This window comes from Paraburkholderia sp. LEh10 (assembly GCF_017814945.1).
GTDB lineage: Bacteria > Pseudomonadota > Gammaproteobacteria > Burkholderiales > Burkholderiaceae > Paraburkholderia.
The window spans coordinates 136,540-150,795 of sequence record NZ_JAGIPX010000004.1 but is presented as its reverse complement, the minus strand read 5'-3'; the positions used below and the strand labels follow the sequence as shown (position 1 = coordinate 150,795).

Genomic DNA, 14,256 nt, shown 5'->3' with positions numbered 1-14,256 from the left:
CTGTCAGTCTGTATCGTTTATTCAGATCGCGATGTGCTGCGCCTGTGCTTTTCTTGTTTTGTGCTTCAGTTCGATGCCGCGTGAGTCGCCGGTGACGTCGATGCCGTCGCAGCCGAAGCAGGCGCATCCGTCGGCACGATGAGGCCCGTCTGCGTCGCATCGAAGCCGCCGCCGAGCGCCTTGATCAGCGCGATCTGCAGGTCGCGGCGGCGCATCTTCAGGTTCGTCACCGTCTGCTCCGCGGCGAGGCGGTTTTCGTCGGCGTTCAGCACCTGCAGTTGCGGCGACAGCCCCGCCTTGTAGCGGATCACCGCGAGTTCATACGCTTTCGTCGACGCGTCCAGCGCGCGCTGCGCGTCGCCCGCCTGGCGGTCGATCGAGCGGATCGACGAGATCTGCGTCGCGACGTCGGAGAGCGCGTTGATGAGCGTCTGGTTATAGGTCGCCACGTAGAGGTCGAAGTCGGCGTAGCGGCCCTTCAGTTGCGAGCGCAGCGCGCCCGCGTCGAAGATGGGCAGGTGAATGGCGGGGCCGAACTGGATCTGTCGGCTCGAAGACGTCAGGAATTTGCCCCAGCCGAACGCGTCGAAGCCGAAGGCGGCGGCAAGGTTCACATCCGGGAAAAATTCGGCCTTCGCCTCCTTGATGTCGTGCATCGCGGCCTCGACCTGCCAGCGCGCCGCGTTGATGTCGGGGCGGCGCGAAACGAGATCGGCGGGCACGTTGTCGGGCAGCGTGACGGCGCCGCCGCGATTGAATGCCGGGTTGGCGATCTGCAGGCCGCGGTCCGGGCCCTTGCCCAGCAGCGCGGCCAGCTCGTAGCGGGTCGTCGTGATCTGGCCGTCGAGTTCCGTCAGGTTCGACTGGCTCGTCGCGATATTGCCGTTCGCCGTCTGCCGTTCGACGTTCGTGTCGAGGCCGGCCTTGACCCGATCGTTCGTGATCGAGCCGACCGTCTGCCGGTTCTTGATCTCGCGTTCGGCGATATCGCGCAGCGCGTACAGCTGCGCGAGCGTGTTGTACGTGCGCGCAACCGACGTGGCGAGCGTCACGCGCGCCTGCTGCATGTCCGCTTCAGCCGCTTTTTCCTGCGAGACCGCCTGACCAAGCCGTTGTCGGTTCTTACCCCACAGGTCGAGATCCCAGGAGGCACTGGCGAGCACGTTGTTCTCGCTGTACCACGTCCCGCCGAAGGGCGGCGGGAACAGGGCGTTCTCCGAATACAGCTCGCGAGTCCACGAATAGCTGCCTTCGACCTTCGGATAAAGCGCGGATTTCGACGATTCGATATACGACGAAGCCTTCGCAATGCGGGCCTGCGCCTGCGCAATCGATGGGCTGCCCTCGAGCGCTTCCGTGATCAACTGCGGCAGTTGCGGATCGCCGAACTGATTGGCCCAGTCGAGCGTCGGCCATTGACCGCCTTCGGCGGGCAGACTTTGTGACGCCTCGAATTGCGAGCTCGGCGCGATCTGCTTGTCGTCCTTGAGACCGAAGTAGTTCGCGCACCCGACGAGGGCCAGCGCCGCGACGGCCGCGGCTGCGGCGGCCCGGCACGATGAAGCGAGTGCGGGTCTGGAGGGGAATTTCATCGCTCGACTCTTTGCATGTAATGACATTTTTCTTTAATGGACGATGCAACCAATTTGTTACGATTTGCTATCGGTATTGCTTGCCGAGTCACGGTTTTCTCCCGACGCTTCGTAGCTGTTCGCGAGGACGCGTCTCAGCAAACTTTTGAGGAAGCCCGTTTCTTCCGGCGTGAAGCCGGATAGCAGCTTCTCCGTCACGCCGGTGAAGACAGCGGGCATCCGGGCGGCGATCGCCTGGCCTTCGGCCGTCAGCGCGAGCCGCACGACGCGCCGGTCTTCGTCGCTGCGCACCCGGGTGAGCAGGCCGCGTTTTTCCAGGCGATCGATCAGGCGCGTCACCGCGCTCGCATCGATGCCGTATTCCCGCGCGAGTTCGGCCGCCAGCAGGCACTTGCCGCTGGCCACCATGAACAGGACGCTGGCTTGCTGAGCGGTGATGCCGAGTTCGGCCATCGTGCGTTGCGTGACGAGGTTCGACATCGTCGATTTCACGCGCGAAATCAGGTAGCCGACGCTTTCGCCGAATTGGTATCCGCTGACTTCAGGCGAGGGCGGGTTGGACGGTTCGGTCATGATTCTCGTGCGAATGCAATGGTTGACTAGGCACGATTGTAGGTCCGATTAATTGACTCGGCAAGCGTTATTACAGCTTAGGCAAGGATCTTTCCCGGGTTCGAGCACAATGCGGGCGGGCTTGACTGGCGGGCGATGGGGCGAGGCGCGCGTGTCGCGTCGGCAAGACAGTGGGTCTCGCCATAAGGGAATACAGAAACGCGTCATTCGCCCGTGCTATACTTATTGGTTCCCAAAAGTGCGCTTTGGGCTTGGCGAAGGTGGCTGGGCAGGTGGCGCACTCCACTCGTATTCCCGCGTCTCCAGGTTCCTATGTCCCGCGCTCTCCGCAATATCGCCATCATCGCTCACGTCGACCACGGCAAGACCACGCTCGTCGACCAGCTGCTCCGCCAGTCCGGCACGTTCCGCGAAAACCAGCAGGTCGCTGAACGCGTGATGGACTCGAACGACATCGAAAAAGAGCGCGGCATCACGATTCTCGCCAAGAACTGCGCCGTCGAATATGAAGGCACGCACATCAATATCGTCGATACCCCGGGCCACGCCGACTTCGGCGGCGAAGTGGAGCGGGTGCTGTCGATGGTCGATTCGGTGCTGCTGCTCGTCGACGCCGTCGAGGGCCCGATGCCGCAAACCCGCTTTGTCACGAAGAAGGCGCTCGCACTCGGCCTCAAGCCGATCGTCGTGATCAACAAGATCGACCGTCCGGGCGCGCGAATCGACTGGGTGATCAACCAGACGTTCGAGCTGTTTGACAAGCTCGGCGCGACGGAAGACCAGCTCGACTTCCCGGTCGTCTACGCGTCGGGCCTGAACGGCTACGCCGGTCTGGATCCGAGCGTGCGCGAAGGCGACATGCGGCCGCTGTTCGAGGCGATCCTCGAGCACGTGCCCGTGCGCCCCGCCGATCCGGATGGTCCGCTGCAACTGCAGATCACGTCGCTCGACTATTCGACCTACGTCGGCCGCATCGGCGTGGGCCGCATCACGCGCGGGCGCATCAAGCCGGGTCAGCAGGTCGCGCTGCGCTTCGGTCCGGAAGGCGAAATCCTGAACCGCAAGATCAACCAGGTGCTGTCGTTCAAGGGCCTCGAGCGCGTGCAGGTCGATGAGGCGCAGGCAGGCGACATCGTGCTGATCAACGGCATCGAGGAAGTCGGCATCGGCGCTACCATCTGCGCGCCGGACAATCCCGAAGCGCTGCCGATGATCACCGTCGACGAACCGACGCTGACGATGAACTTCCTCGTCAACTCGTCGCCGCTCGCGGGCAAGGAAGGCAAGTTCGTGACGAGCCGCCAGATCCGCGACCGTCTGATGAAGGAGCTGAACCACAACGTCGCGCTGCGCGTGAAGGACACGGGCGACGAAACCGTGTTCGAAGTGTCGGGCCGCGGCGAGCTGCACCTGACCATTCTCGTCGAGAACATGCGCCGCGAAGGCTACGAACTCGCGGTGTCGCGTCCGCGTGTGGTGCTGCATGAAGTCGACGGCGTGAAGCATGAGCCGTACGAGCTGCTGACGGTCGACGTCGAAGACACGCACCAGGGGGGCGTGATGGAAGAGCTCGGCCGCCGCAAGGGCGAAATGCTCGACATGGCGTCGGACGGCCGCGGCCGCACGCGTCTGGAATACCGCATTCCGGCGCGCGGGCTGATCGGCTTCCAGGGCGAGTTCATGACGCTCACGCGCGGCACGGGCCTGATGAGCCACGTGTTCGACGAATACCTGCCGCTCAAGGAAGGCTCGCTCGGAGAGCGGCGCAACGGCGTGCTGATCTCGCAGGACGACGGCGCGGCCGTCGCGTACGCGCTGTGGAAGCTGCAAGACCGCGGCCGTATGTTCGTGAAGCCGGGCGACGCGCTGTACGAAGGCATGATCATAGGCATTCATAGCCGCGACAACGACCTCGTCGTGAACCCGATCAAGGGCAAGCAGCTGACCAACGTGCGCGCGTCGGGCACCGACGAAGCCGTGCGCCTCGTTCCGCCCATCCAGATGTCGCTGGAATACGCGGTCGAATTCATCGACGACGATGAACTCGTCGAAGTGACGCCGCAAAGCATCCGCCTGCGCAAGCGTCATCTGAAGGAGCACGAGCGCCGTCGCGCGAGCCGCGAAGCAGCCGTCGACTAAGCCAGCGCGTTTGCGCGAACGCTCAGTGAAAAGCCGCCCTTGGGCGGCTTTTTTTTATGTTCGCGTCGGCGTTTCGGACGATGTTCCCGTCGACGCTTTCATAAGCGCCTAAAGCATTCTTGCGCGCTGCCGCATAGACTGTTGCGAAAGCATAAAACTTGCCGCAAAGCCCCGTGCGGCGGGGTTTCTGGTTGGGACCTGTCCTATGTCAACTATTGGTTATGTGATATGCTCCCGCGAATGCAAGTTTTAGGTCCTTCCAAGCAAGACTTGATTCGCGCAATCCGCTAAACGGTCAGGCCGTGTCGCGGAAGGTTCAGTAACCCGCTATTTCTCGAGAAGCTCGAAGAAAGGTGAGCGTAAAATGATGAAGCAATTCCAGTCGAACTCGTATCTGTTCGGCGGCAATGCTCCGTACGTAGAAGAGTTGTACGAAGCATATCTCGACAATCCCGCGTCAGTGCCCGAGACCTGGCGCAACTACTTCGACGCGCTGCAGAACGTTCCTGCATCGGATGGCACGAGTGCCAACGACGTGGCCCATGGCCCGATCGTCGAATCGTTTGCTCAACGGGCGAAGGCCAATGCCTTCGTCCCGCGCGCCGGAGGTGAAGATCTCGCTACCGCGCGCAAGCAGGTCTATGTGCAGTCCCTCATCGGCGCATATCGCTTCCTCGGCACGCAATGGGCCAACCTCGATCCGCTGAAGCGCCGCGAACGTCCCAACATTCCCGAGCTCGAACCCGCGTTCTACGACTTCACCGAAGCCGACATGGACCAGGTGTTCAATACGAACAACCTGTACTTCGGTTTCGAGCAGGCTTCGCTGCGTGACATCGTCAAGGCGCTGCGCGACACGTACTGCGGCACGATCGGCGCCGAGTACATGTACCTGAGCGACCCCGAGCAGAAGCGCTGGTGGAAGGAACGTCTCGAATCGATCCGCTCCACGCCGAACTTCTCGGTTGACAAGAAGAAACACATCCTGAACCGCCTGACGGCGGCGGAAGGCCTCGAGCGCTTCCTGCACACCAAGTACGTCGGTCAGAAGCGCTTCTCGCTCGAAGGCGGCGAAAGCTTCATCGCGTCGATGGACGAAGTCGTGCACCACGCAGGCAAGTCGGGCGTGCAGGAAATCGTCATCGGCATGGCGCACCGCGGCCGTCTGAACGTGCTGGTCAACACGCTGGGCAAAATGCCCGCCGACCTCTTCGCCGAATTCGAAGGCAAGCACGTCGACGATCTGCCCGCGGGCGACGTCAAGTACCACAAGGGCTTCTCGTCGGACATCGCGACGGAAGGCGGCCCCGTCCACCTGTCGCTCGCATTCAATCCGTCGCACCTCGAAATCGTGAACCCGGTGGTCGAAGGTTCCGCGAAGGCGCGCATGGACCGCCGCGGCGACGAGCAGGGCCTGCAGGTGCTGCCCGTGCAGATTCACGGCGATGCCGCCTTCGCGGGCCAGGGCGTCGTGATGGAAACGCTGAACCTCGCGCAGACGCGCGGCTACGGCACGCACGGCACGCTGCACATCGTCATCAACAACCAGATCGGCTTCACCACGTCCGACCCGCGCGATGCGCGCTCGACGCTGTATTGCACGGACGTCGTCAAGATGATCGAAGCGCCTGTGCTGCACGTGAATGGCGACGATCCCGAAGCCGTCGTGCTGGCCACGCAGCTCGCGATCGACTTCCGGATGCAGTTCCACAAGGATGTCGTGATCGACATCATCTGCTTCCGCAAGCTGGGCCATAACGAGCAGGACACGCCCGCCGTCACGCAGCCGCTGATGTACAAGACGATCGCGAAGCATCCGGGCACGCGCGCGCTGTACGCTGAAAAGCTCGTGCAGCAAGGCGTCATCACGGCCGCAGAAGGCGACGAGTTCATCAAGGCGTACCGCAAGGCGATGGACGAAGGTCATCACACGGTCGACCCGGTGCTGTCGAACTACAAGAGCAAGTACGCCGTCGACTGGGTGCCGTTCCTGAACCGCAAGTGGACGGATGCAGCGGACACGGCTGTGCCGCTCGCCGAACTCAAGCGTCTGGCCGAACGCGTCACGACGATCCCCGAAGGCTTCAAGCTGCACCCGCTCGTCGAGCGTGTGATCAACGATCGCCGCGCAATGGGCCGTGGCGAGGCGCCGCTCGACTGGGGCATGGGCGAGCATCTGGCGTTCGCGTCGCTGGTCGCATCGGGCTACGCCGTGCGCCTGACGGGCCAGGACTCGGGCCGCGGCACGTTCACGCACCGTCACGCCGTTTTGCACGACCAGAACCGCGAGCGTTGGGACGGCGGCACGTACGTTCCGCTGCAGAACATCGCCGAAGGTCAGGCGAAGTTCAATGTAATTGACTCGGTGCTGTCGGAAGAGGCGGTGTTGGGCTTCGAATACGGCTACTCGACGGCTGAGCCGAACACGTTCGTCGCGTGGGAAGCGCAGTTCGGCGACTTCGTGAACGGCGCGCAAGTCGTGATCGACCAGTTCATCTCGTCGGGCGAAGTAAAGTGGGGCCGCGTGTCGGGCCTGACGATGCTGCTGCCGCACGGCTACGAAGGCCAGGGTCCGGAGCACTCGTCGGCGCGTATCGAGCGCTTCCTGCAACTGTGCGCTGACCACAACATGCAGGTCGCGCAGCCGACCACGCCGGCGCAGGTGTTCCACCTGCTGCGCCGCCAGATGATCCGCCTGTTCCGCAAGCCGCTCATCGTCTTCACGCCGAAGTCGCTGCTGCGTCACAAGGAAGCCGTGTCGGATCTGTCGGAACTCGCGAAGGGCTCGTTCCAGCCGGTGCTCAGCGAAGCCGACGACACGATCGACGTGAAGAAGGTCAAGCGCGTGCTGGTCTGCTCGGGCCGCGTGTACTACGACCTCGTCGCGCATCGCCGCGAAGCGAAGGCACAGGACGTCGCAATCGTGCGTATCGAACAGCTGTATCCGTTCGCGCACAAGCAGTTCGAAACCGAACTGAAGAAGTACGACAACGCAACCGAAGTGGTGTGGGTGCAGGACGAGCCGCAGAATCAGGGCCCGTGGTTCTACATCGAACATCACCTGCGCGAAGGCATGAAGGAAGGACAGAAGCTCGCGTACAGCGGCCGTCCCGCTTCGGCCTCGCCCGCTGTCGGCTACTACGCGAAGCACTACGAGCAGCAGAAGGCGCTGGTCGAAGGCGCGTTTGGCCGTCTGAAAGGCGCGTCCATCGTTAAATAACCACAGAGAGCGAACCGGGAAAGCGCTGAGCGCTTTCCCGCCCCGCGTCTGAATAACCCATGTAAGCGCGATTGGTACGCGCACACATCAGATGCGGTTCGCACAAGGTTCGTTGTCATCCGATACGTATTCAGAGAAATCAAATGGCTATTGTTGAAGTCAAGGTCCCCCAGCTGTCCGAGTCGGTCTCGGAAGCCACGATGCTGCAGTGGAAGAAGAAGCCGGGCGAAGCCGTCGCCCAGGACGAAATCCTGATCGAAATCGAAACCGACAAGGTCGTGCTGGAAGTACCGGCGCCGTCGGCTGGCGTGCTCGCGCAAGTCATCAAAAACGACGGCGATATCGTGGTCGCCGACGAAGTGATCGCGAAGATCGACACGGAAGGCAAGCCGGGCGCAGCGGCTGTCGAAGCCGAAGTGAAGCCCGCTCCGCAAGCTGAGCCCGTCGCCGCCGCGGCTCCCGCGCAGGCTGCCGCTGTGGCAGGCGCAAGCACGGCGGCATCGCCGGCTGCGACGAAGATCCTGGCCGAGAAGGGCGTCGCTGCCGGCGACGTCGCCGGCACGGGCCGCGATGGCCGCATCACGAAGCAGGACGCGCTCGGCGCAGGCGCACCGGCTGCGAAGGCCGCACCGGCGCCGGCGCCGGCGCCCGCTGCAGCACCGAAGGCTGCAAAGCCGGCGCTGCCGCAAGTGAGCGCACCGGCATCGGCCGACCAGTGGCTGAAAGACCGTCCGGAGCAGCGCGTGCCGATGTCGCGTCTGCGTGCGCGTATCGCCGAGCGTCTGCTCGAATCGCAGCAGACCAACGCCATCCTCACGACGTTCAACGAAGTGAACATGGCCCCTGTCATGGACCTGCGCAACAAGTACAAGGACAGGTTCGAGAAGGAACATGGCGTGAAGCTCGGCTTCATGTCGTTCTTCGTGAAGGCGGCTGTCCACGCGCTGAAGAAGTTCCCGCTGGTGAACGCGTCGATCGACGGCAACGACATCGTCTATCACGGCTATTTCGACATCGGTATCGCTGTCGGCTCCCCGCGTGGTCTGGTGGTGCCGATCCTGCGCAACGCCGATCAGATGAGCCTCGCGGACATCGAGAAGAAGATCGCCGAATTCGGCGTGAAGGCGCGTGACGGCAAGCTGTCGATCGAAGAAATGACGGGCGGCACGTTCTCGATCTCGAACGGCGGCGTGTTCGGCTCGATGCTGTCGACCCCCATCATCAACCCGCCGCAGTCGGCGATCCTCGGCGTGCACGCGACGAAGGAACGCGCCGTGGTCGAAAACGGCCAGATCGTGATCCGCCCGATGAACTATCTGGCGATGTCGTACGACCACCGCATCATCGACGGCCGCGAAGCCGTGCTGTCGCTCGTCGCCATGAAGGACGCGCTGGAAGATCCGGCTCGTCTGCTGCTCGACCTGTAATACCTGTTTCGCGACGCGGCCACGGCTTGAAACCGTGCGCCGCCGTCGCGATGTGAAAAGCACAGCGTCTCTCGCATTTCCGCAGTACTGAAACCACGCGCGCCGCGAAGCGCGGCCGCGTCGGTTAGCCAAAAAGGATAGTCATGTCCAAAGAATTTGACGTCGTCGTGATCGGTGCCGGTCCCGGCGGCTACATCGCGGCCATTCGCGCTGCGCAACTCGGCAAGACGGTTGCCTGTATCGAAAAGTGGAAGAACCCGGCGGGCGCGCTGAAGCTGGGCGGCACGTGCCTGAACGTCGGCTGCATTCCGTCGAAGGCGCTGCTCGCTTCGTCGGAAGAGTTCGAGAACGCACAGCATCACCTCGCGGACCACGGCATCAGCGTGGAGAACGTGAAGGTCGACATCGTGAAGATGCTGGCCCGCAAGGAAGGCATCGTCGATAAGATGACGAAGGGCATCGAGTTCCTGTTCCGCAAGAACAAGATCACGTGGCTCAAGGGCCACGGCAAGTTCACGGGCAAGACGGACGCCGGCGTGCAGATCGAAGTGTCGGGCGAAGGCGAAACCGAAGTGGTCACGGCGAAGAACGTGATCATCGCGACGGGCTCGAAGGCGCGGCATCTCCCGAACGTCCCTGTCGACAACAAGATCGTCGCCGACAACGAAGGCGCACTGTCGTTCACCGAAGTGCCGAAGAAGCTCGCCGTGATCGGCGCGGGCGTGATCGGCCTGGAGCTGGGCTCGGTGTGGCGCCGTCTGGGCTCCGACGTGACCGTGCTCGAAGCGTTGCCAGAATTCCTCGGTGCCGCCGACCAGACGCTCGCGAAGGAAGCCGCGAAGCAGTTCAAGAAGCAAGGTCTCGACATCCACGTCGGTGTGAAGGTCGGCGAAGTGAAGACGACCGACAACAGCGTGTCCATCTCGTACACGGACAAGGACGGCAACGCGCAGACGCTCGACGCCGACCGCCTGATCGTGTCGATCGGCCGCGTGCCGAACACAGATAATCTGGGCCTCGAAGCGATCGGCCTGAAAGCGAACGAGCGCGGCTTCATCGACGTCGACGACCACTGCGCGACGTCGGTGCCGAACGTGTACGCGATCGGCGACGTGGTGCGCGGCCCGATGCTCGCGCACAAGGCGGAAGACGAAGGCGTGATGGTTGCGGAAATTATCGACGGCCAGAAGCCGCACATCGATTACAACTGCGTGCCGTGGGTCATCTACACGGAACCGGAAATTGCGTGGGTCGGCAAGACTGAACAACAGCTCAAGGCCGAAGGCCGCGAAGTCAAGTCCGGCCAGTTCCCGTTCATGGCGAATGGCCGCGCGCTCGGCATCAACAAGGCGGATGGTTTCGTCAAGATGGTCGCCGACGCGAAGACCGACGAGCTGCTCGGCGTACACATCATCGCTGCGAATGCGTCGGATCTGATCGCCGAAGCGGTTGTCGCGATGGAATTCAAGGCTGCGTCGGAAGACATCGGCCGCATCTGCCATCCGCACCCGTCGCTGTCTGAAGTGATGCGTGAAGCGGCGCTCGCCGTCGATAAACGCGCGCTGAACATGTAAGACGCATCTGCCCGGATCTGATTCGGGCTTAAGCGAAACACGACGAAGGCGGGTGGGTTAAATCCCTCCCGCCTTCTTCATTGCTGCCTCACACAATGAACGTCACCGAATACTACGAACAGGAACTGCAGACACGGGGATACCAGTCCGATCCGGCGCAACGCGCGGCCGTCGATCGTCTGCAACGGTGCTTTGAAGAGTGGACCGCGTACAAGGCTCGCCGTCCGAACGCCTTTATGAAGCTGATCATGCACCCTGATCTGCCGAAGGGGGTCTATATGTGGGGCGGGGTGGGGCGCGGAAAGAGCTTTCTGATGGACAGCTTTTACGCGATCGTGCCGCTCGTACGTAAGACGCGTCTGCATTTTCACGAGTTCATGCGGGAAGTACATCGCGAGCTCGAAGAACTCAAAGGCCAGGCCGATCCGCTCGACGAACTCGCGCGACGCATCGCCAAGCGCTATCGCCTGATCTGCTTCGACGAATTCCACGTGTCCGATATCGCGGACGCGATGATCCTGTACAGGCTACTCGATCGCCTGTTTACGAACGGCGTGCAGTTCGTGATGACGTCCAACTACGATCCCGACACGCTGTATCCCGATGGTCTGCACCGCGACCGTCTGCTGCCCGCGATCGAGCTGATCAAGAGCAAGCTCGACGTGATCAACGTCGATGCGGGCATCGATTACCGTAGACGCACGCTGTCGCAGGTCGAGGTGTATCACGCGCCGCTCGGCGCCGCCGCCGACAAGGCGCTGCGCGATGCGTTCTCGCAGCTCGCCGCCGTGCCCGACGAAAGCCCGCTGCTGCATATCGAGAAGCGCGAACTGAAGGCGTTGCGCCGCGCGGATGGCGTCGTCTGGTTCGATTTCGCGACGCTGTGCGGCGGTCCGCGTTCGCAAAACGATTATCTCGAACTGGCGAGCCGCTTCCATGCGGTGATCCTGTCCGGCATTCCGCAGATGACGCCGCGTATGCAATCGGAAGCGCGCCGCTTCACGTGGCTGATTGACGTTTTCTATGACCACAAGGTCAAACTGCTGATGTCGGCGGCCGTGCCGCCCGAGCAGCTCTATACGGAAGGGCCGATGGCCAACGAGTTCACACGCACGGTGTCGCGTATCGTCGAGATGCAATCGCAGGAATATCTGGATGCGCCGCGGCGGATCGTCGATACATCGCTAACCTGATTAGATTCGCGCGCGAGGCGGCGCCGTTTGGGATAGCGCGGCTCGCGCGGAACCTTGCGGCTAGCGGCTCAAGGTGCATTTTCAAGATTCGGATTGGTCTGATATCCGGTAGTGGGGTGACTCTATATCGTCGAGTAAGTCTTGACGAAGGAGAAGACATGATCCCATACCGAGATATCACCGATGAAGAATGGCAGCGGGTCGCGCCGCTGCTGCCGGAACTGCGCCCGCGTTCCGAACTGCGCGGACGTCCGCTTGCCAACACGCGCTCCGTGCTCAACGGCGTGCTCTGGGTGATTTATAGCGGCGCCACCTGGTCCGCAATGCCGCGCAAGTACCCGTCGTATCAAACCTGTCACCGCCGCTTCAAGGCGTGGCACAAGGCTGGCGTGCTGAAGCGCGTGATGGATCAACTGTTCGGCGAGGCGGGCGGGCAACTGTGCAGCACGATGGAATCGCGCATGCGCACCCACGCGCCCAATGCCGCCGAACCGGCCGCGAACGACGCCCTCACGGTTCCGTCAGGCGTGCCTATCGCTCCGTTTTTCACGCCGCCATCGGGCGTACCCGCGACTCCGCTCGCCTTCGATTACACCAGTCCGTTCAAGAATGCGGCATGACGGGTCGAACCAATTGAGCACACTCACCGAATACGAGCCGGCCAGGCAACACTGATCGCCTGGCCGGCTTTTTTCGTTCACGCTTTCTCAATCACCGCTGCTTTCAACCCGCGCCGTTCAACACGGACGGGCGCGGTCCGCTATCAGTTCTGCCGAATCCACGTTTGCGAGCGCCCCAGCAGCGATACGCCGATATAGCCGCGTACCAGCAGCTTCTGGCCGCCGTCCTCGACGTGCATTTTGCACTTGTAAACCTTGCCGTTCTCCGGGTCGAGAATCTGTCCGCCGTCCCAATTGTCGCCGTCTTTTTTCATATCGGTGATGATCGTCATGCCGAGAAGCGGCTGATCCTTGCGCGCGTCCGTGCAGGCGGTGCAGCGGCGGTCCGGCTGATCATTCGGATTGAGGCCCTTGATAACCTTGCCGCTCAGCGTGCCGTTCGCGTCTTGCGCGATCTGCACGAGCGCCTTGGGCTGGCCCGTGTGATCGTCGATGGTTTGCCATGTGCCGACGGGGCTGTTCGCTTGCGCGTAGGCGGTGACCGCGCCTGCGAGCAGCACACCCGCGATCGCCGCCTGTTTCAAGGTAAAGCCGAACGCGCTACGCGCGCGCTGAACCAGAGATGTCATTGTCTTCCTCCTTGGTGAAAATCGCCGCGAGCGGGTCGCGCGGCGCCCGTGTGCATGCCGATGAGGCGGCGCCATGCCTTTGTGTTGGTTCGTCATGCTGCGTTGGAGACGGCAGGATACGTGAAAAGTGTCTGAGTCGTCTGATAATGAAGCCTCTAAACGAAAGCGCGCTCATCCGTTGATTCAAGCGTCAAGTTCAACTGTTACGCTTTCGGTGCTTTCGCCGCGTTCGCTGTTGGGATCGGCGTTGACGGCCGTGGCGCCCGGTATGTTCGAGTCGCCGCCCTTGCCCGCGCCGAGTATGTCGAAGGCACCTTTGCCGCATTGATGCTCGCTCTGCGCACCGGGCGCCTCTTCGCATTCGCGCAGTCGGCCGGCAATTGCAGCACGCGCGCCTGTGAGCCCAAGCCGATCTCGACGTACGTGATCCACCTGTTGAAGGTGACTTCGTTGTGCGAAGCATAGGCTTTGATCGCCGTCAGGCTGCGCGTGCTGTTCAGCATGAACGGATAGTACAACGAACTCCTGCTTTGTTGTCGATCACCGTGCGCTCGACGATAGAGGGCAGGCCCGGATTGTCCTTCGGACTGCACTCGATAGTGTGACGCGTCGATCTTCGCGGTCATACCTTCGGTGCGTTGGGAAGCGCGCCGTGTGTCGCGAGATAGTGATGTTGTTGCGCATGCTCGAAGACAATGCGGTGACACGCATCGGCTCGGCAATGTCCGTGAAGCTCGACTTTGGTTCGGCGTCGGCAACCAACGAGAGCCTGCAGCAGCCCGTAAGGGACGGGACGTCCCGCGCGGTGCCGATGCTACCGGCTGGCCGCGGTCAAACCGAAAGCTCGACAAGATAGCGCTGTTCCAGTCATCCATTGCGTCCGTCGCCCGTGTGGCGGCTTGCGGCACCGTCGAATATTCCGTATGGCTTGCCGCCGCCGATACACTTCCCCGGCAACGTGCGTCAACTGCGTAATCGCCGGGCGGATCGGTGTGACCGTGGCGCAGATCGGCGCGTGGGATGCGGCGCGGCTGCATCGGCTCCCCGCCGCCGCGCGAAGCACGCAGCCCGTGCCCGCCGCGAGCGCGGCGATGCGCTCGCCAATATCATCAGGCGGGACGTGGCCGAGGGTAGGTCGCGTCATCGTGGCTCTCTATGCGAACACTTTGCGCCGCCCCGGCGCGGCGCAATACTGCAAGACGAGCGGCAAGGCGTTGTGTCAAAAGATGCGCAAATACCAAATTTTCGACGAGGAACCCGAAACGCGCGAAACTGAGTAATAATTAGAC

At 62.4% G+C, this 14,256-nt stretch carries 11 protein-coding genes; 8 read left to right on the top strand and 3 right to left on the bottom strand.

What is annotated here, in order from left to right; all coding sequences use genetic code 11:
• Positions 1–65: 65 nt before the first annotated feature.
• On the bottom strand, positions 66–1,592 hold the full coding sequence (locus J8I87_RS04940) for an efflux transporter outer membrane subunit (protein WP_209930324.1): 1,527 nt from the start codon (positions 1,590–1,592) through the stop codon (positions 66–68).
• 57 nt (positions 1,593–1,649) lie between these two features.
• Positions 1,650–2,165: a MarR family winged helix-turn-helix transcriptional regulator gene (locus J8I87_RS04935; protein ID WP_209930323.1), complete on the bottom strand. Its 516-nt coding sequence runs from the start codon at positions 2,163–2,165 to the stop codon at positions 1,650–1,652.
• A 312-nt stretch (positions 2,166–2,477) separates the two neighbouring features.
• Here J8I87_RS04935 and typA point away from each other — a divergent pair, with 312 nt between their 5' ends.
• The 6 genes from typA to J8I87_RS04905 all read left to right on the top strand — a co-directional run bounded on the left by typA (position 2,478) and on the right by J8I87_RS04905 (position 12,338).
• Positions 2,478–4,304, top strand: a complete 1,827-nt coding sequence (gene typA, locus J8I87_RS04930) for a translational GTPase TypA (RefSeq protein WP_209930322.1) — start codon at positions 2,478–2,480, stop codon at positions 4,302–4,304.
• Positions 4,305–4,668: 364 nt separating this feature from the next.
• Positions 4,669–7,524 carry a 2-oxoglutarate dehydrogenase E1 component gene (locus J8I87_RS04925; protein WP_209930321.1) on the top strand — a complete coding sequence of 952 codons (2,856 nt, stop codon included), beginning with the start codon at positions 4,669–4,671 and terminating at the stop codon, positions 7,522–7,524.
• A 143-nt stretch (positions 7,525–7,667) separates the two neighbouring features.
• Entirely contained in the window at positions 7,668–8,951 is a 1,284-nt protein-coding gene (odhB, locus tag J8I87_RS04920) for a 2-oxoglutarate dehydrogenase complex dihydrolipoyllysine-residue succinyltransferase (RefSeq protein WP_209930320.1), read from the top strand.
• Between the two features lie 143 nt (positions 8,952–9,094).
• Positions 9,095–10,525 (top strand): dihydrolipoyl dehydrogenase, encoded by a 1,431-nt coding sequence (gene lpdA, locus J8I87_RS04915; protein ID WP_209930319.1) that lies wholly within the window; start codon positions 9,095–9,097, stop codon positions 10,523–10,525.
• A 95-nt stretch (positions 10,526–10,620) separates the two neighbouring features.
• Positions 10,621–11,718: a cell division protein ZapE gene (gene zapE / locus J8I87_RS04910; protein ID WP_209930318.1), complete on the top strand. Its 1,098-nt coding sequence runs from the start codon at positions 10,621–10,623 to the stop codon at positions 11,716–11,718.
• Positions 11,719–11,876: 158 nt separating this feature from the next.
• Entirely contained in the window at positions 11,877–12,338 is a 462-nt protein-coding gene (locus tag J8I87_RS04905) for a transposase (protein ID WP_209930317.1), read from the top strand.
• 143 nt (positions 12,339–12,481) lie between these two features.
• Here J8I87_RS04905 and J8I87_RS04900 read toward each other — a convergent pair whose 3' ends face one another.
• The gene (locus J8I87_RS04900; protein WP_209930316.1) at positions 12,482–12,967 is read right to left on the bottom strand and encodes a DUF2147 domain-containing protein; all 486 of its coding nucleotides are present in this window, start codon (positions 12,965–12,967) and stop codon (positions 12,482–12,484) included.
• Between the two features lie 670 nt (positions 12,968–13,637).
• Here J8I87_RS04900 and J8I87_RS46230 point away from each other — a divergent pair.
• Together J8I87_RS46230 and J8I87_RS04890 are read left to right on the top strand one after the other, a co-directional pair.
• The gene (locus J8I87_RS46230) at positions 13,638–13,823 is read left to right on the top strand and encodes a sigma 54-interacting transcriptional regulator (RefSeq protein ID WP_209930315.1); all 186 of its coding nucleotides are present in this window, start codon (positions 13,638–13,640) and stop codon (positions 13,821–13,823) included.
• Between the two features lie 142 nt (positions 13,824–13,965).
• Positions 13,966–14,247 carry a hypothetical protein gene (locus J8I87_RS04890; RefSeq protein ID WP_209930314.1) on the top strand — a complete coding sequence of 94 codons (282 nt, stop codon included), beginning with the start codon at positions 13,966–13,968 and terminating at the stop codon, positions 14,245–14,247.
• Positions 14,248–14,256 lie beyond the last annotated feature (9 nt).